The following is a 17,616-nucleotide window of genomic DNA, read 5'->3' as shown; positions in this document are numbered from 1 at the left end:
CTCCGGCGTTACTGTGCCGCTGCCGGGGCCGACCCAATGGCTGCAACAATCTCGGGCGGCAGTCCGAAGCGCACATTCTCCGGCATAACTTCCACTTCCTTCAGGTTCGTGTAGCCCTTACTGGTCAGGAACTCGACGACCTGCTCTACCAAGATCTCCGGTGCCGACGCACCCGCGGTCACCCCAACCGTGCGGACGCCTTCCAGCCACTCTGACTGAATCGCCTTGAAGTTCTCGATGAGATGAGACTTGGTTCGAAGATTGCGCGCCACTTCCACCAGCCGGTTCGAGTTCGAGCTGTTGTCCGAACCCACCACCAGCAACAGGTCGCATTCAGCGGATACATCCTTCACCGCCGTCTGGCGATTTTCGGTGGCGTAGCAGATATCCTGCGCGTGCGGTCCTTTAATGTTGGGGAACTTCTGCTTGAGCGCAGCGATCACGTGCACGGTTTCATCGAGGCTCAAAGTGGTCTGCGTCAGATAGGCCACGCGATTCGGATCGGGAATCTCAAGCGTCTGGACCTCTTCCGGCGTCGAGATGACGTACGTGACATCCGGCGCCTCGCCGAGCGTACCGACGACCTCATCGTGGTCGTGGTGGCCGATCAAGACGAGCGAGTGCCCTTCCTTAGCAAATTTGATCGCCTCTACGTGGACCTTGGTGACCAGCGGACAAGTAGCATCGATCACGCGCAGGCCGCGCTTCTTGCTTGCCTCGCGGACTTCCGGTGACACGCCGTGGGCGGAGTAAATCACCCGCTGTCCATTGGGAACTTCGTCAATTTCGTCGACGAAAATGGCACCCTTGCTGGCGAGGTCGTCCACGACGTAGCGGTTGTGCACAATCTCTTTGCGCACATAAATCGGCGCCCCGAACGCCTCAAGGGCAATGCGAACGATGTCGATGGCGCGAACCACCCCAGCGCAGAAGCCGCGTGGCTTCAGCAACAGTAAAGTCTTGTCAGTTTGATCGAAACTCATCTGCCATCCAGTATACGTGCTCTGCCGGGTTTCAGCCGGACTTCCCCACCCTCCAGAATATAAGGGTTTCGCCCTGCCAGGGCAGCCTAACCCACGGAACGCCCATGAGTTAGCACTGGTTAGACGTTTTCCAGAGGTGAATGGATTCGGCACCTTTTGGCCTGGCAGCAGGGTCGTTTACACTTTTGAAAGAAGGGTTGCCGGGACTGTTGACGCGGCCGCTTCGAGATTTAGAATTTTTTGAGATTTCACGCATGGTGGGTCCCATGGCTTTCCCGATTAAGAAGTGCGTTGTTTGCGGTGAAAAATTTGAGCTTAGGCCTGACAAGCCAGGCTTCGCCAACCGCTGCCCTGATTGCACCGAGTCCGACAACGTTGGCGAGTCCGGCAAAGAGCGCCTCGACGCGGTCGAACGCCGGGCGAAGAATGAAGCGGACGCCGAGCGTCGCCAGGCCATCCGCGATTTGCTCTACCGGAAGGACAGCTAGCGGTTGTCTCCGATTAATTCCCGGCGTCCGCGTCGTCACTGTCTTCCGAGTCGTGGTCCGTAAAGATGACCCAGGGACCGGCAACCATGTCGTGTAGGACTGGCGCCTGCCAATTGAATTCCGGATGCGTTTTCAGGAATTGCTCGGCTTTGAACTTCTCGCCGCACGGATGCCCCGTCCGCGCATAGAAGCTCATCCTCTTCACCATCTGGAAGTCAGCCGTCTTGCCATTCACTGCGCCCATCGGCTCGAACGGATCCTGCTCCCACACCTTCTCGGCGCGCGGATCGGTATCGCCGTGCCCACATAACGATCGCAGGTCCGCCTCTTTCTTGCTGTCGAAGGCGTCATAGTGGTCGCTCATGAAATTGCGCGCCAAGTCGGCATCAATCTTGCCCTTGTTCTGCTGGATGACCTGTTCCCAACGCTTGCGCCGCGCATTCGGCGAGCTGTTGGCATCTTTTACATCGAAGTTCGTCTCGTCGTGAATCAAAGCATCATCAGTCGGGAAGTTCGAGCCAACGAAGTAGCCGTCCGTCGACCGATCCACCGCCGAGTGCAGCAGACCCAGTTCCACGCGCGCAATCTCGTTGGTCTTGCGGTCCGCCAGCAGCCAGTCATTCGCATATGCGCCGTTGTTGCTCTCCTGCATGATTTTGATCCACTGATCGATGTCCTTGGCATACTGCATCGCCTTGCGCGAACGCACAAATTCCGGCTTCCCTGCCGGATCGAAACCGGCAAAGCCGGAGATCGTCGTCTCCGTCACCACCAGGCCTTCCGAGTTCATACCGAAATCGTCGCCACTGGTGATCGTCCCCGGATAGCCATCCATGATGAAATGCAGGCCATGCTCGGGCACCACGTCGTAAATGATCCGCCAGCGCTCGCCGCTGATGTACGACGTCCAGTTATTGTGCGCGATCACGATCTTGCCGTCGGCCGTATAGCTACCCGTAGCCACGAACGCGCTGCAGTTCCCTTGCGCCACCGCGCCCTTGGGATTCAGCTTGCCTTGCAGCCGGTTCAGGTACGGAACGTAGTAATCAGCAATCTCTTCCATGCCATTGAGTGCGACCACATCGTCGAGGGTGAGCTCCGAGCCTTTCGCCGCCAGCCCCTCCTGGATGCCCTTCAACTCCGCCTGGTACTCGGGATCGATCTTCGGCCAGAAGATGTCATGGGCGACTTTCCGAAAAAAGTCCCAGTCGTGCTTGCTGACATGGGTGTCTCTCAGTTGCACGACTTTGAAACCGTCTTCGATCTCCGCTGACAGCAGGTAGCCCTGCTGGAACCCAAGGTCCGCTGGCTTGCCTTCCAGGTGAACATAGACCCATCCTCCGCGCTCGAAGCGATACGAACGCCCAAGGCGCGCCTTGATCGGATCGCCCTTGGTCGCGAATGCGCCAGCCGAAGCCAGGAGAACCAATAACATCACCCAAACCCGAGACTTCATACCCACGGCCTGCCCTCCAGGAACTTGGCAAAGAGTGTAACTCCAGCCGCCACCGCGAAATAAGCTGCGCGAAAGTACTGACGTGATAGTTGTGGTTCCAGCGTTCGGCTCCGCGAGCAGTGGCTAGTTCAGACGCAGCGACTCCAGGTACCCGGGCCACCGAGGATCCGAACGGTAAGGATCGAAGATCGGATTTGCCCGGGCAGTGCACAACACGCTAAAACGCACCTCACGGGCGCGCTCCAGTTCAATGAATCCGAGGTCGAGTTCTCCTAGTGCGCCGTACGCGCCGGCAGCAAAGAACAAGGAAATCGGATGGGTTCTGGGTACCGCTAGCAATTGCATGGCTTTCTCTCGTTCGCCGGCGAGCGCTGCGAGGTAGGCTTCGATCGTTCCCCAAGGTGTAGTCGGATGATCGCGGATGAACTCCTGGTACTGCGCTTTTGCTTCCTCGTGGCGGCCGCCTCGCGCCAGCGCGACGCTTCTCATCCCTTGCGCAAGTTGCATCGTCGGGAGGACCTCGAGCGCTCTCCGCAGTTGGGCTGCGGCTTCATCCCAACGATGACTGTAGTAGAGCATCAGGCCGTAGGCGTAGTTCACCGGCAGCATGAGAGGATCCGTATCGGCAGCCTCACGCAGAATTGAAGTGGCTTCCTCGATCCGTCCTTTGGTGGAGAGACCCATCGCCAAAGCATAGCGGGCGATGGGCAGGTCTGGAGCCAACTCGATCGCGCGCTCGCCAAACCGTACGGCCGCACTAAGCTCGAAAGTAAAGTAGCAGACAATCGCCAACGCCGCGTGTGCCTCCGGAAGAGCTTCATTTAGCTGAAGTGCTTTCTGCCCAAGCGCCTTCGCTTGTCGCTGGGAAAGCTCCGCGTCCAAGGAGCCGAGGACACCCGAAACCGCATACGACATCGCCATTGCCGCGTAAGGCTCGGCGTAAGTTGGCTCAAGGTCAATCGCCTGCTTGCACAATTCAATGCCCAGCTGCACACCGTCGGCAGTCCACTTGTTTAAGTGGTGCGAGCCGCGTAAATACAAGGCCTGTGCCTCTTTATTAACGGAAGTGGTTTCGACCTTCTCGGATTTCTTCCCACCCTTCGATCCCGCAGACGACGGCCCCTCTAACTTCTCAGCCACGCGCTTTGCAATCTCTTCGTGGAGATCGGGAGCATCGTTCACCGTGCGGCTAAACTGTGCGCCCCAGAGCTGCGCGTCTTTTGCTACATCGACAAGTTCGGCGCGAATGTTCAGTTGATCGCCGCGTTTGCTCACCCGTCCGGTCAACACCGCTCGAACGTCAAGCTTCTTTCCAACGCTCTGCGGATCCTCAGCCTCGTCGCGAAAACGAAATGCCTTGCTGCGCGGAACGATCCTCACCTTTGGCAGGTGCGAGAGCCCGTCGAGCACACCTTCAGCGATCGCCTCCCCGATGTACTCCAGTTCAGCATCGCCCGTCGCGTTCTTGAAGGGCAGCACCGCGATCGAATCAATCGCCTTGCTCGTCTTCCGGGCCCTCTGCGCGGGCATCGCCGCAGCAACGCTGGCGGTACCACCGTCCCGCTGCAATCGACGCAAGTCCGCCAGGAGGTCCGCCGCACTCTGGTAGCGCAACCGCGGATCTTTCTCCAGCAGCTTCGCGATGATGTTCTCCAATCCCGCCGGCGTCGCAGCGTTCACCTTCGACGCACGTGTCGCCTGCCGGTTGAGAATCGCGTCAAAAATCAGCGCCGACGTTGCACCCGGAAACGGTGGAACTCCCGTCGCCATCTCATAGATCAGAACCCCCAGCGAAAACAAATCGCTTCGGGCATCTACGTCGATGCCGCGCGCCTGCTCCGGCGACATGTACGCAATCGTGCCGATCGCCTGCCCCGGGCTCGTGAGGTTCGCATCCACCGTCGCCGACATCGCGAGATTCGAGCTTTCCAGCTTCGCCAGCCCGAAATCGAGCACCTTCGCTTCGCCACGCTCCGTCAGGAAAATGTTCGCCGGCTTGATGTCGCGATGAACAATACCCTTCTCATGTGCGGCATCAAGTGCGTCCGCAACTGCGACCGCAATCCGGATCGACTCGTCCGTCGCTATCGGCCCCGACGCAATGCGATCGCGAAGACTTTGCCCCTCGAGCAACTCCATAGTGAGGAAGTGCTGCCCATTGGCAACATCTACCTCGTGAATCGTGCAGATATTCGGATGATTCAACGCCGACGCCGATCGCGCCTCGCGCAGGAAGCGCTCCACCATCTGCGGATCGGCGGCATACTCGGCCGGGAGACACTTCAAGGCGACCTGCCGCCCCAGTCGCGTGTCCTCCGCGCGATACACCACGCCCATGCCGCCCGCGCCCAGTTTGTCGAGCAGTTTGTAGTGAGAAATCGTTGACCCAATCATGGCTTCCCGTCGGCCAGAAGCATACACTACGACCCTTTACAATAAGGCCGTGCGCTCCCACGACGTCATCGTCATCGGCGCCGGTGTCATCGGCCTCTCGCTCGCCTGGAAGCTCCAGAAATCCGGGCTTCGCGTTCTTGTTGTCGAGCGCGGCGAGCCCGGCCGCGAGGCCTCGTACGCAGCAGCTGGCATGATTGCCGTTTGCGATCCGCACAACGACCGCCTGATGCAGCCGCTCGCCGAGATCAGCGCCGCCATGTACCCGGAGTTCGTCCATGAGCTCGAAGACGAGTCCCAGGAAAAAGTTGATCTCCGCAATGAAGGCGTGATCACGTTCCTCGATCCGTCGTCATATTCGGCGCTGCATCCGAAATCGAAAGCACTCACCGCAGAAGAAGTCGTAACTATCGAGCCCGGCGTCGTTCCGCGTGCGAATGCCTATTTCTTACCCGAGAGCTGGGTCGATCCGCGGCTTCTCTGCTCCGCATTGCTGCGTGCTTTCAAACATCGTGGCGGCGACGTCGCCAGTGGTTCTCCGGTTCTCTCAGTTACAGACAATGAGGTTCGAACCGAGCAGACCATCTATCACGCTGCAGCGATTGTGAACTGCGGCGGGGCGTGGGCCGGACAGCTCATGCCCCCGAACCCAACCCGACCGGTCAAAGGACAAATGCTCTGTGTGGTTCCACTCGCCCACCCCACGCCACACCCGCCGGTGCTGCGCCACGTCATCCGCGCCACCGATGTTTACCTCGTCCCTCGTAGCGATGGACGAATCATTATCGGCTCCACCCTCGAAGAAGGGGGCTTCGACAAACAAGTGAACCCGGACGTCATTCAGCAGCTTCGTTCTTCCGCCGAATCCATCCTGCCGGCCGTGAAAGATATGCGCACTCATGACGCATGGGCGGGCCTCCGGCCCGGCACTCCGGACGGACGCCCCCTCCTCGGCAAATTGGCGCCGAACCATTACATCGCTGCCGGACACTATCGTGATGGGATTCTTCTCGCGCCTGCGACCGCCGAGGTCATGGCCGCGCTTATTGAAGGTAGAACTCCGGAGATCGATCTGCGCCCATTGGCTCCGAATCGGTTCCAGCGCTGATTTCTTGATTTGCGTATGCTTGCTTCATTAGCGGACCGCGCCGGGCGCCGTTCCGCGCACCGCTCGCAAATCAATCCCCAACGCCTGGCATTTCTTATAAAGATGGCTGCGCTCAAGACCGAGGGCCTTCGCCGTGTTGGTGATGTGATGCTTCTGCCGCTGCAACTCCGCCAGAATCACCTCGCGCTCATACTGCGCCACACGGGACGACAGCGGCCCACTGCCCGTATCGCTAGTGGCGGTCTGAGCTTCGGGTAGTGCCAACTCAACAGTGGCGCGGTCAACTTCTCCCGCCACCGCCAGCAGCAGCAGTCGCTCCACAACGTTGCGCATCTCGCGCACGTTGCCCGGCCACGAATATCGCTGCAGGGCCTCGACGGCTTCTGCCGTAAACGGCACCGGCTTCCAGCCATTCTGCAAACACACCTGCGCGGCAAAGTGTTCAAGTAGCACAGGAATGTCTTCGCGGCGCGTCCGCAGTGGCGGAAGGATCAGCGGAAACACATACACGCGATGGAACAGGTCCTGCCGAAACTTCCCTTCTTTCACCAGGTCTTCAAGGTTACGGTGGGTCGCAACGATAACGCGCACATCGACAGGTATCGATTTATCTCCGCCGACGCGCTCGACCTCACCCTCTTCCAGCACGCGCAGAAGCTTCGCCTGCATCGCTAGCGGCATGTCGCCAATTTCATCAAGAAACAGAGTTCCGCGATGCGCCTGCTCAAACTTGCCGATATGCCGCTGCGCTGCACCGGTGAAGGATCCCTTTTCGTGGCCGAACAACTCTGACTCGATCAGTTCCGCGGGCACCGCCGCGCAATTCAGCGTGATGAACGGCCCGGCCTTGCGCGGACTCTTCTCGTGAAGCGTCCGCGCTGCAAGCTCTTTTCCAGTACCCGTCTCGCCGTAGATGCATACGCGAGCTTCGCTGGCCGCGACGCGATCAATCTGCGCCATAACCCGGCGCATCGCCTCGCCCTTCCAAACAATCTCGTGTTTGCCCACGCGACTACGAAGATCGCGGTTTTCCGTCTCAAGCCGCTTGAGTTTCAGTGCATTTTCGACTGTCAGCAGTAGCTTGTCGGTCGAAAGCGGCTTCTCCAGGAAATCCAATGCACCAAGTCGCGTCGCCTTCACCGCCATCTCGATGTGCGCCTGGCCAGACATCATCACCACCGGCGCTTGCACACCCGCAGTCTTCAAATCTTCCAGCAACGTAAGACCATCGCGCCCGGGCATCACCACATCACTCAAGATCAAATCGAACGGCTTGGATTTCGCAATCTCCAGTGCTCGCACAGCGTTGTCACACACCGTTGCCTCATGACCGGCCAGACGAAACGCGCGCGATAAGGAGGCCAGTGTGTTCGCCTCGTCGTCCACAATCAGGATTTCAGCTTTCGCAGTCATGCGGTCGTTCCGCTGGCGGCGGTGCGTCGCGGAAGTTCAATAATAAACGTCGCGCCCTGTCCCGGCGCACTCTCCACTCCAATAGTGCCGCCATGATCGGTGATCACCGATTGCACAATCGCCAATCCCAGCCCCGTGCCATGCTGCTTGGTCGTGTAATAGGGCGTGAAAAGCCGTTCGCATTCTTCCTTGGTCAGGCCGGTACCGGTATCGGCAACCTCAATCCGCACCGTCTCTTCGCGCGCTGCAGTGCGCATTGTGATCGTGCCACCTTGCGGCATCGCATCCAATGCATTGAGTACCAGGTTCGACAGAGACCGATGCAGTAGTTCCGGATCAGCGGCGATCACCGGCACCGCTGCATCCAGTTGCATTTCCATCTTCACAGGATGCTCGCGATTTGCCAGTGCCGGAGCGTGCAGCGTCGCAACGCGTTCCACGATCTCGTTCACCTTCACCGCCTGCAACTGTGGCTGTGGCATCTTCGAAAAATCGCTGAAGCGCTGGATAATCCCTTTCAGGTTCTGGATCTCCGCCATCAGCGTCGTCGCGCTCTCATGAAATATCTCGTCAAACTCCTCCGGCATCACCTCGCGCGCCTTCACCATGTTCTCGACAGTCAGTTGCAGCGGAAACAGCGGGTTCTTCAACTCATGTGCCAGCCGACGCGCTAATTCTCTCCACGCCGCGACGCGTTCGCTCTGTACCAACCGTTCGCGTTGCTCCAGCAGTTGCGAAGTCATGCGATTGAAGGCCTCTGCCAACTCTGCAACCTCACCGCTCGCACCATGCGGACTCACCGAGACATTCAACTCTCCAGCAGCAACCTGCCGCGACGCATTTGCCAATTCGACAATCGGCCGCGTCACTCTTCCGGTGATCCACAAACTCACGGCAATCGCCAGCAGAATGCCGAGCCCGCCCACCGTCAGCGCCACCGCGCGGATGTGATCTTGCAATTCGATCAACCCGCGACGAGGACTACCAATCATCAGCACGCTGACCACTTGCCCCGAGCGATCGCTCAGCGGGATCGCGGTCATGTACAGACTGTCTTTGCGATCCGCCGTCGGAGCGACAATCGCGCTGACTTCCTTGCGATCATGCATCGCCAGCATCAGCAGTGGACGATACTTCTCCGGCGCGACAACCGCTCCCTCTAGCCCGATCAAATTCTGCGACTGAAACCCGCTCTCGCCGACGCGATACAGCAACGCCTGCGTACCCACCGGTGTCGCCAATGACTGCAGGAACTCGCGATCGAGCCGCTCGCCGCCCACGAGATACACAGTCGTATCGCCGGCACGCAGCGTTTTCACTGCAAACAAGCCCACCGCGCTTCCGTTCGTCAACTCTTCGCGCTTCAGGAACGCCGTGCTGCTGTTCTCCGGAATCGTCTCCTTATATCCAAAGCGCGCTTGCCACTGCGCCGAACTGATAATGCTACCGTCGGGTCCGAGCATTTCGAGGAAGTCGAGACCGTACTGTTGCGCCAGCGTTCCCGCCTCGCTCAAGTAAATGGACGAATCGCCGCCTCGCCCTAAATCAAATGCAATGCGGCTCACCTCATCACTGGCCGCCATCCGCCCCAGCCGCGCCTTGACATCCGCGCCACGCCGATCAAACTCGCGGTGAAACTGCGCGACCAGTCCACTCGTACGCTCCTGGTCCGCTTGCGCGAAAGCCTCGCGCGTGCGCAGCGAAACGATGTAGCCCACTGCTCCCACCGCGATGATCACTGTCAGCGAGAACACGAGCAGCAGGCGTTGGCGCAGATTCACTTCGCGTCCTCCAACCAGAAGTCTGCCATGCGTAACCCGCCATCTGGGCTCAGCGCGAGGTCATGCACCCGCGGCGCATATGCCACTGACCGCGGCGTATACAGCAGTGGGACTACGGTTCGCTTCGCGAGCAATTCCTGCTCCTGGTGAAACACCGCGACCACATCCTCCGCCGGGGAGCGCTCTCCTTGTGCAAGCTGTCCCGTCAACGTAACGTATGCGGCTCCCGGCATCGTCTCCTCCACGTGCAGTCGCAACAAACGCAATGTGCTTCGCCCCGGTGTACTCAATGCACGAACGGTCAGCCCCGCATCTTTCGTGTTCAAGGCGACTCGGTCCGCAATCAGTTGAAGCACGGGATCGCCGCCCTCTACGCTCAGTGTCAGGTCCGCCGGCTTATCGAGCTGCGACCTCAATTCCTTCGCCTTCGAGAGATTCGGTGTCGACAGAAACGCAAATGAATATCCGCTCAACCAGTTCGGCAACAGACTCGCGGTGACCTCACCTTGCTTCTGAAATACGACGTTGAACAGCGCGCCGCGATCGATACTCAGAGCCAGAGCTTCGCGCACTCGCGCATCCCGCACTGCAGAATCTGAATCATCAATTACCAGCGCAATCAAATCCACATCGCGCGAAATCAGCAGTCGCATGTGTTCCTGCTGCGCCCGTCGTAGCAGCTCGGCCGGAACCTCCACCACATCTGCCCGACCGACGCTCACATCCATCCACTGATCCCGTAACGACCGCTGCCCTCGCACCTCGATTGCATTCACGTACGGCCGCCCCCGCGACGAATCCTCCACCGCACTCAGCGTCGCTGCGCCATTCACCATCGCTGCGAATCGGAAAGGCCCGGTACCTACCAGGTTACCGCTCTCATCGCGCCGCCCAACCGCGTAACGCGAATTCGCCAGCAGCGCGGGCAGTTGTGGCACCGGCGTCTCCGACTCAAACACCACCGAGTCACCCGACACATGTACCGACCGCCACGGACACCCAACGCAAGCCTGGGCCGTCAACGACTGCACTACTGTTGCCGCGGATAAAGGTGTGCCATCATGAAAACGCACATCCGGGCGCAACCAGAATTGCCACCGACGATCGTCGCTCTGCGAATCCCAGCGCACCGCCAATGCGGGACCGACGTGTCCACTATCGTCCATTTGCGTGAGCGAATCGAACACCAGCATCCGGACGGCCGAGTTCATCCACTGCGAAGCTTCGGCGCGCATCTCTACCCGCAACGTTCCACCCTGTCGCGGCCTGGTGCGCGCGAATCCTAATGACGTCAGAAGGACGCTACTGATTACAAGCAACAGAAACGTTGTACGCTTCATATCGTCCTCCTGTCGTGTTGTGAACCACCGCATTCGCCGTGGTGCCATCCATCGAGGTCCACAGAGCCATAATTGGTCCGTCGAATCCCAAGGCCGCGCTCACCAGCACCGGTTCGCGGTCCGGCACCTCATAGGCTCGGATCGAATCCACTACATCGCCTGCCGATGTAACCAGCAACTGTGTTCCCAATCCACAAGCCGTTCGTACCCCCGCCAGGTCGCTTCCCCAATCGCCACTGATGGATCCTGGCACCCGACGTTCGTTCATCCCGTCGCTCTCGCGAACCACGCCATCCACGCCGGTGAAGATCCACAACGTGTAGTTGCTGCGCGGCAGCTCCCCGCCAGTGAAGAATGGGCTAACCGGCTTGCCAATCCCCGGGAACAGCGCGCCGGTAAAGAAATCCCGCGCCGAATTGAACAGCGCTTTCTGAGAGCCGAGCGGCCAGGGATCGTCGCTCTCGTGGCAGTTCACCGTGATTGGTGTCGCTGCATTGCTCGAGCAGATCACGCCGGGCAAATACGCGTCGAAAAGATGGTCTTTCCCGAGCGTGAGCCTTCCGCGCAGGTCTCGCGGAAATGCTCGCGAATGCATAATCGGAAACGCCTGCTCCAACTCGTATTTCGTTCCCGTGGACTTATATAAAGACACATTCGCAGCATCAAGCACCACGAGATGCGTGTCGTTGCCGGCATGAATCGTCGCGAAATCGAGAATCGATGTTGTTTGTGAGTACACCAGCGTACGTTTCAGCGTCATCGCCGGTCCGGTTCCCGCGCTTGCGACGTTCCCCGCCCGCGCGACGCTCACCAGCGCCGCCTTCGTCTCGCTCCCCTGCGTCACCTCGGCAACCCAAAGCCAGCCTTGCAGATTTTCGGAGAGCGTCATCGCAACCGTCGTGGCAGCGTTTTCTGCCGAACGAATCTGTACGCCGTTCACACGCAGTTGCGCTTCGATCGCGCGCCGGATCGCCGCGACCTCATCAGTAGAAATGGTGGATTGGTTTTTCAGAGTGAGTACAACTGTCCCCGGCCCCGAGATATTCGCAATCTCTTTCGCCAGCCTCGCCGCCGGCGCCGCCCATGCTTCCGGAGTCGCCGCGTAAACTGGCGTCACGCTGAGAACCAGCGCCAGGAGCCCGAAAAACAGCCGTTGGAGAGTCATGCTCTGCCGCGCATTATAGATGCCGAACTTCATCGCCGCCCCATGAAATCCTCCGCCGCTGTATCCACAATGTCGAACCGGATGAGGAGAGGGCGGCGGCTCCTCCCTCACCCGGCTTTTCATTCGCCACACCAGATGGCGAATCCCGTATGCGAAACCGCACGGAGTGCAGTGGAGTTGGAGACCCCGCCCACTCCGTCGCTCTTAGTGTGAGCCCCCTTGCGGTTCCGCTTCTTCGCTGCTCGCCGAGCCCGGCGCGCCGAAGCTCTTCATGACATCGTTCGCGAAGAAGAATTTCCCATCACTCGGCACCATCATCACCTGGATCTTGTCCGATAGTTTTTCGGCCACGATCTTGTTGATCAGCAGAGGATTCTGTTTCAGTACCGCAGCTTCCTGACGCAGCCGCTCGGCATCTGCCGAAGCCGTCACCCGAATGCGGTTGGCCTCGGCGTCGGCCAGCATGTTGCGACGCTGTAGCTCCGCCTTGCTGTCGATCACCTTCGCTTCAGCCGCAGCCTCGGCATTCTTAATCGTCGATTCCTTGCGCGCTTCCGCTTCCAACTTCGACTGTTGGATCTGCTTCTCCTTCAGCGGCAGCGTATATTGCATGGCGTCGGCCTCACCCTTGGCTTCGAGAACTTTCACCTGTGCCGCGCCTTCCGCCTGCTTCACCGACCGCGCCTTGTCAGCTTCGGCTTCGAGTTCCGAAATCCGCACCTGCTTCTGTTGCATCTCGGTCTGCACGGAAAGCTGATCGTTCTGTTGTTCTTTCAGGAGCAGGTCTTCCAAGCCTTTCGCATACTCCGGCGGCAGTTGGATATCGCGCAGCATGACTTCTTCCACTATCACGCCGTCCTTCGCGAGCTTTGCAGTAATGATCCCCGCCGCGCGCTGTCGCACCTCTTCACGCTTCGCGCTGAACATCTCCCTGACCGTGTAATTCGGCGCGACCTCACGCCACGCACTCGCCACCACGGGCGGGACGAGTTCGGTTTCCACCGGCTGCGGCAAATGCGACTGGATGTAGTCGAGCCGCTTCGGATCCAAGCGATAACGCACTGTGATCGCCAGCCCCAGCGAGAGCCCTTCCTTCGCTTGGACAGTCAGCGCACCTTTGCCGTGTCCACTTGCAGCCTTCGCATCCTCGGCCACTCCGGTCGTGAATAGCTTGTCGCGCGTATCGAAGGTTTCCACGTGCTCGAGCACTGGCGTAACGAAGTGCACTCCCGGATACAGCGTGCCGCTCAATGTCCCGCTCGTCTCACTTACGCGCACGCCAGCCTCTCCACTCGAAACCACTGCGATGCTGGCGGCAATCAACATCGGCGCCCATGCCAGGGCGAAGAAGACCGTCGTCATCCGCCAGCGCACCGGCTCAGGCTTGGCGATTGGAACTCCTCCGGCGGCCGCCCGGCGGAATTGAATTTTCAGAAAGAAGTCATACGCAACGATCGCAGCGGCCACCACGATCAGCGCCACTCCCGACAACATCAGCAAATGCTTGAACACCAACATGGCAACCTCCTTAAAAGTTGCTACTTCGCCCTACGCTGTTTTTGTTCGACCTTCACCGGAATCAGCACTGGCCGATCGGCGCTACCGATAAACCAGGTCTTGCTCTGATCCGACTTCTTCTGGAAGAAAAGCTTGAACAGTCCGCCGAAGATCAGCTCCTCCACCAGCAGTGCGCACGACACCGAAAACACCAGCCCGCCTACCACCGTCAAGATTGTCATTGCGCTTTGCATGGCTCACCTCCACTGCTTCCTCTGTACTTACTCACACTGGGTGCCCCACCCTAACTTGTTAGGGGTGGGGATTTTCGTCCGTTAGAAACCACCCGCCGAAGCTGCTACCGGCGCGTTCTGTATCGCCGCCACCACCGTAGTTGCCGGCGTTGCATCCGCCTCAACTCCGAATACCTGCGCCATCTGTTCATCCCGCTCGCCGCGGATGTCCACCCCGTCGCCCACCTTCACCAGGGTGAAGAGTTCTTCCAGGTCCTTCTTCGCCATCCGGATGCATCCATGCGAAGCCGCCTTGCCGATCGACTTCGGTGCGTTCGTTCCGTGGATGCCATATCCCTTTTCGCTCAGGCCCATCCAGCGCGAACCCAGCGGGTTCTGCGGTCCCGGTGCCACCACTTTGCCTTCGTGGTAATAGGTCGGGTTGGTCACGTGGCTCTTGATCGTGAACGTGCCTTCAGGGCTCGGTGTCGAATCTTTCCCAACCGCCACTGGATAAACCTTCACTACTTTGTCGTCTTCCAGAAGGGCCAGCTTGCGGTCCGGAATGCTCACCAGGATCAGCCGCGTCGGCCTAGGAGCTTCCATCGGTCTTGCTTCCGTCGCCTGGACGGTCTGCGCGGTCGCGCGCATTGCCAGCAGAAGAACCACCGTTCCCATCCACTTCGCTTTTCCGTCGAGTTCACCGATCAGCCGCCGCATTTCGTTCACCTCTGGATTAATTTCCGTTCGCCTTGCGCCTACAGGAAATGCACCGTCCTGACCAATGCTGGAGTGATTGAGAAAGAAGCACTTAGCGGAAAGATTCGGGTCTGAAACGTGGGTACCGGAACACGCGTGTGTCAGGGCTGACACGCAATAGCCGGCGAGACTAGCGCTTTTCGGTGGTTGGCGAAGACTGAAGCTCTCGTATATCGTCGTGCGCGAATCTGCGGCTCGCATCCAAGAGCAAGCAATAGCAACTCGCCGAAGGAGACACGCCCCTATGTCCTCCAGCACGCCGGCCCCGTCTACCGCAAAACCCACTGCTTCCCCGTGGATTCCCCTCGCCGTCGTCGTCCTGCTCGCGATCGCCGCCACCGTGATTCTGCGGATGCCGCCCGCCGGTGCTCCCTGGTCGCAGGGTTACGACCCGCTCGGTAGCTGGCTAATCTCTACGATCGTCGCTTCCATTCCGGTGATCGTCCTTCTCGGCGCACTCGCTTCGACGAAAGTCCCCGCGCACTGGTCCGCCGTGCTTGGGCTCTCCGCCGCGATGATCGTTGCCATCTTCGCCTTCCATATGCCCGGCCGCATGGCTGCGGCCACCATGGTTTACGGCGCCGGATACGGCCTGCTCCCCATCGGCTGGATCATCATCAACGTCATCTTTCTCTACAACCTCACTGTCGTCACCGGACGCTTCGAAGTCATGCAGCACAGCCTCATGAATGTCACTCAGGACCGGCGCCTCCAGTTGTTGCTGATCGCGTTTTGTTTCGGGGCGTTTTTTGAAGGCGCTTCAGGATTTGGAACGCCCGTCGCCGTTACCGCAACGATCCTCATCGGCCTCGGCTTCCGTCCGCTCGAAGCTTCGGGACTCTCGCTCATTGCGAATACTGCTCCGGTTGCCTACGGTGCATTGGGAACACCAATTCTCGGACTCAAAGGCGTCACCGGCATCAGCGAGATGGTTCTCGGCGCGCAGGTTGGACGCATCCTCCCCTTCTTCTCCTTGCTGGTTCCCTTCTGGCTAATCGTCGCCTTCGTTGGCTGGAGCGACATGTTCGAAATCTGGCCTGCGATTGCCGTTGCAGGAATCTGTTTCGCAATCCCGCAATACCTCATGTCGAACTTCCACGGTCCCTGGCTGGTGGACATCGTGGCCGCTGTCATCTCGATGGCGGCGCTCATTACCTTCATGAAGTTCTGGAAGCCGAAGCGCGTATGGCGTTTCCCCGGCGAAGGCGAGAATGTTGGCCACGATCCCAATCGCTACACCGGCGGCGAAGTCTTTCGCGCCTGGCTCCCGTGGATCGTCCTGAGCGTTTGCGTATTTATCTGGGGAACCCCTCAAGCCAAGACCTTCCTCGACAAGCTCTCCGCACCGAAATTCGCCGTGCACGGCCTCGACAAGATGGTGCTGCGCGTACCGCCGGTAGTTCCCGCACCGGCGAAAGAAGCCGCCGTCTTCGTGCTTAGTTGGCTTTCGGCAACCGGCAGCGGCATCTTCATCGCTTCGATCCTCGCCGGACTCATCATGGGCCTGAGCCTGCCCAAGCTCATTCGCAACTACGGAACGACGTTAATGAAGGTGCGCTATTCACTTCTCACCATCAGCGCCATGATGGCTATCGGCTTCCTCACACGCTACGGCGGCCTCGATGCCACCATGGGCCTGGCCTTCGCACGCACTGGCATGCTCTATCCGTTCTTCGGAACCATGCTCGGCTGGCTCGGAGTCGCCCTCACCGGCTCGGATACCGCATCCAACGTCCTCTTCGGGAGCCTTCAGAAAATCAGCGCGCAGCAACTGAATCTCTCACCCACGCTCATGTGCGCCGCCAACAGCGCCGGCGGGGTCATGGGCAAAATGATCGACGCCCAAAGCATCGTTGTCGCTAGCACCGCCACCGAGTGGTACGGCCACGAAGGCAAAATCCTCCGCTACGTCTTCTTCCACTCGATTGCTCTGGCCGCGCTAGTTGGAATCGTCGTGACCTTGGAGGCATATGTGTATCCGTTTACGAAGTTGGTGATTCGCTAAGAAATCAGAGAGTCGCGCAGCGACGCAATAAATAAGCCCACCACGAGAGTGGTGGGACAAGCCAAGCTCCACGTCGAGAGTCCGCTTTAGCGGACGACATCACTCCGCGATCACCTCTCCCGGCAAGATCGGCCGCGTCCGCGGAAGCCTCCCCTTCACCGCCAGTACGCCTACAGACGCCAGTACCACGACGTACACAATGAGTTCCGCAATATCGATCGTGTGGTTCCGCGGCAGCGCCTTCCACAAAATGAGCAGCACCGTCTGCGCAATCGTCACCGACCACACTGTCCCGTAGAAATACCGCCGCTCGATGCCTTCGTATTTAGTTGACCGCTTACACCGCGGCAATTGCTGGAGCAGTCCAAACAAAAGCACGACGGCCAGAATGGCGAAGTACGCGGTGTTGTAAATCTGCTTCATGTACCAGGTACCCGTCACGACCGCGATTACCAGCCCCGCCAAATTTAGCAGCGCAAAGTTCAGCGCCGCATTCCACGCGAACGTGTAGCAGACCTTCCGGTACAACGGATTCGGTTTGTCCTCATCGAACCGGATGATGTAGGGCCCATGTTCGCAGCCCGGCAACTGCGCGAAGTAGCCCGCGATGAAAACGCCAATCAGCACCACTCCGAGCCACATCGCGTTGTAGCGATTGAATCCATGCGCGAATAGGCTGAACGTCAGCGGCCCCGGCGCCAGGAAAAACACCCAAATCCAGATCGGCAGGTGACAAATGCGGTAAACGGTGGTGTTGCGCTCACGAATCTTGCGTTCGTGAGCGAACTCAATCTTCCCCTTATAAGCCATCGCTCCGAGTGTCGCAGCCGATCAAGTTTTCCGTCAACCGGCGGCTCCAAGTGGACATCTCCAAATCCTCCCGAGTGGATCACTCGCGAGGCCGAACCAATGCGATACCATCTTCCCCACTGTGGGTATTCGCGGATGAGCAGCCGTCCATTTTTATCTCTCAATCAAGCGACTTCGGCCCGATCGA

General features: G+C 59.3%; 14 protein-coding genes. 3 read left to right on the top strand and 11 right to left on the bottom strand.

What is annotated here, in order from left to right; genetic code table 11:
• Positions 1-8 precede the first annotated feature (8 nt).
• Positions 9-983, bottom strand: coding sequence for a 4-hydroxy-3-methylbut-2-enyl diphosphate reductase (locus tag ACID345_RS08915; RefSeq protein ID WP_011522542.1), 975 nt, complete (start codon positions 981-983; stop codon positions 9-11).
• Positions 984-1,123: 140 nt separating this feature from the next.
• Here ACID345_RS08915 and ACID345_RS27195 point away from each other — a divergent pair, with 140 nt between their 5' ends.
• A complete protein-coding gene (locus tag ACID345_RS27195) occupies positions 1,124-1,471 on the top strand; it encodes a hypothetical protein (RefSeq protein ID WP_011522541.1) in 348 nt (115 codons plus the stop codon).
• Positions 1,472-1,484: 13 nt separating this feature from the next.
• Here ACID345_RS27195 and ACID345_RS08905 read toward each other — a convergent pair whose 3' ends face one another.
• Positions 1,485-2,927 (bottom strand): C45 family autoproteolytic acyltransferase/hydolase, encoded by a 1,443-nt coding sequence (locus tag ACID345_RS08905; protein WP_148210058.1) that lies wholly within the window; start codon positions 2,925-2,927, stop codon positions 1,485-1,487.
• 123 nt (positions 2,928-3,050) lie between these two features.
• Complete coding sequence (locus ACID345_RS25330) at positions 3,051-5,321, bottom strand: protein kinase domain-containing protein (protein WP_049761835.1); 2,271 nt, start codon at positions 5,319-5,321, stop codon at positions 3,051-3,053.
• Between the two features lie 49 nt (positions 5,322-5,370).
• Between ACID345_RS25330 and thiO the strand changes: the two genes are divergently transcribed.
• Complete coding sequence (gene thiO / locus ACID345_RS08895) at positions 5,371-6,426, top strand: glycine oxidase ThiO (protein WP_041856474.1); 1,056 nt, start codon at positions 5,371-5,373, stop codon at positions 6,424-6,426.
• Positions 6,427-6,453: 27 nt separating this feature from the next.
• On the opposite strand, the gene ACID345_RS08890 is transcribed toward thiO, so the two are convergent.
• From ACID345_RS08890 to ACID345_RS25315, 7 genes are all read right to left on the bottom strand, one after another.
• Positions 6,454-7,839 (bottom strand): sigma-54-dependent transcriptional regulator, encoded by a 1,386-nt coding sequence (locus ACID345_RS08890; RefSeq protein ID WP_011522537.1) that lies wholly within the window; start codon positions 7,837-7,839, stop codon positions 6,454-6,456.
• Positions 7,836-9,620 (bottom strand): ATP-binding protein, encoded by a 1,785-nt coding sequence (locus ACID345_RS25325; protein ID WP_011522536.1) that lies wholly within the window; start codon positions 9,618-9,620, stop codon positions 7,836-7,838. Before ACID345_RS25325 ends, ACID345_RS08890 begins: the two co-directional genes overlap by 4 nt.
• Complete coding sequence (locus ACID345_RS08880) at positions 9,617-10,960, bottom strand: ABC transporter substrate-binding protein (RefSeq protein WP_011522535.1); 1,344 nt, start codon at positions 10,958-10,960, stop codon at positions 9,617-9,619. The genes ACID345_RS25325 and ACID345_RS08880 overlap by 4 nt, the downstream gene beginning before the upstream one ends.
• Positions 10,923-12,158 carry a hypothetical protein gene (locus ACID345_RS08875; protein ID WP_041855559.1) on the bottom strand — a complete coding sequence of 412 codons (1,236 nt, stop codon included), beginning with the start codon at positions 12,156-12,158 and terminating at the stop codon, positions 10,923-10,925. The genes ACID345_RS08880 and ACID345_RS08875 overlap by 38 nt, the downstream gene beginning before the upstream one ends.
• Before the next feature lie 171 nt (positions 12,159-12,329).
• Positions 12,330-13,643 carry an SPFH domain-containing protein gene (locus tag ACID345_RS25320; protein ID WP_011522533.1) on the bottom strand — a complete coding sequence of 438 codons (1,314 nt, stop codon included), beginning with the start codon at positions 13,641-13,643 and terminating at the stop codon, positions 12,330-12,332.
• A gap of 20 nt (positions 13,644-13,663) precedes the next feature.
• Positions 13,664-13,876, bottom strand: a complete 213-nt coding sequence (locus ACID345_RS08865) for a hypothetical protein (protein ID WP_041855558.1) — start codon at positions 13,874-13,876, stop codon at positions 13,664-13,666.
• 81 nt (positions 13,877-13,957) lie between these two features.
• Complete coding sequence (locus ACID345_RS25315; protein ID WP_011522532.1) at positions 13,958-14,575, bottom strand: L,D-transpeptidase; 618 nt, start codon at positions 14,573-14,575, stop codon at positions 13,958-13,960.
• Between the two features lie 283 nt (positions 14,576-14,858).
• On the opposite strand from ACID345_RS25315, the gene ACID345_RS08855 reads away from it, so the two are divergent.
• A complete protein-coding gene (locus ACID345_RS08855) occupies positions 14,859-16,619 on the top strand; it encodes an L-lactate permease (RefSeq protein WP_011522531.1) in 1,761 nt (586 codons plus the stop codon).
• Between the two features lie 99 nt (positions 16,620-16,718).
• Here the strand turns inward: ACID345_RS08855 and ACID345_RS08850 are convergent, their stop codons facing one another.
• Positions 16,719-17,429 carry a hypothetical protein gene (locus ACID345_RS08850; RefSeq protein ID WP_011522530.1) on the bottom strand — a complete coding sequence of 237 codons (711 nt, stop codon included), beginning with the start codon at positions 17,427-17,429 and terminating at the stop codon, positions 16,719-16,721.
• Positions 17,430-17,616: the final 187 nt, after the last annotated feature.

Source organism: Candidatus Koribacter versatilis Ellin345, assembly GCF_000014005.1.
GTDB classification, from domain to species: Bacteria; Acidobacteriota; Terriglobia; order Terriglobales; family Acidobacteriaceae; genus Korobacter; species Korobacter versatilis_A.
Note: the sequence above shows the minus strand (reverse complement) of the source record. Positions and strands in the feature narration are given on the sequence as shown.

Coding starts and splice junctions, on each gene's coding strand:
- ACID345_RS08915 (WP_011522542.1), bottom strand. CDS start 983: ATGAGTTTCGATCAAACTGACAAGACTTTACTGTTGCTGAAGCCACGC.
- ACID345_RS27195 (WP_011522541.1), top strand. CDS start 1,124: ATGGATTCGGCACCTTTTGGCCTGGCAGCAGGGTCGTTTACACTTTTG.
- ACID345_RS08905 (WP_148210058.1), bottom strand. CDS start 2,927: ATGAAGTCTCGGGTTTGGGTGATGTTATTGGTTCTCCTGGCTTCGGCT.
- ACID345_RS25330 (WP_049761835.1), bottom strand. CDS start 5,321: ATGATTGGGTCAACGATTTCTCACTACAAACTGCTCGACAAACTGGGC.
- ACID345_RS08890 (WP_011522537.1), bottom strand. CDS start 7,839: ATGACTGCGAAAGCTGAAATCCTGATTGTGGACGACGAGGCGAACACA.
- ACID345_RS08880 (WP_011522535.1), bottom strand. CDS start 10,960: ATGAAGCGTACAACGTTTCTGTTGCTTGTAATCAGTAGCGTCCTTCTG.
- ACID345_RS08875 (WP_041855559.1), bottom strand. CDS start 12,158: ATGAAGTTCGGCATCTATAATGCGCGGCAGAGCATGACTCTCCAACGG.
- ACID345_RS25320 (WP_011522533.1), bottom strand. CDS start 13,643: ATGTTGGTGTTCAAGCATTTGCTGATGTTGTCGGGAGTGGCGCTGATC.
- ACID345_RS08865 (WP_041855558.1), bottom strand. CDS start 13,876: ATGCAAAGCGCAATGACAATCTTGACGGTGGTAGGCGGGCTGGTGTTT.
- ACID345_RS25315 (WP_011522532.1), bottom strand. CDS start 14,575: ATGCGGCGGCTGATCGGTGAACTCGACGGAAAAGCGAAGTGGATGGGA.
- ACID345_RS08855 (WP_011522531.1), top strand. CDS start 14,859: ATGTCCTCCAGCACGCCGGCCCCGTCTACCGCAAAACCCACTGCTTCC.
- ACID345_RS08850 (WP_011522530.1), bottom strand. CDS start 17,429: ATGGCTTATAAGGGGAAGATTGAGTTCGCTCACGAACGCAAGATTCGT.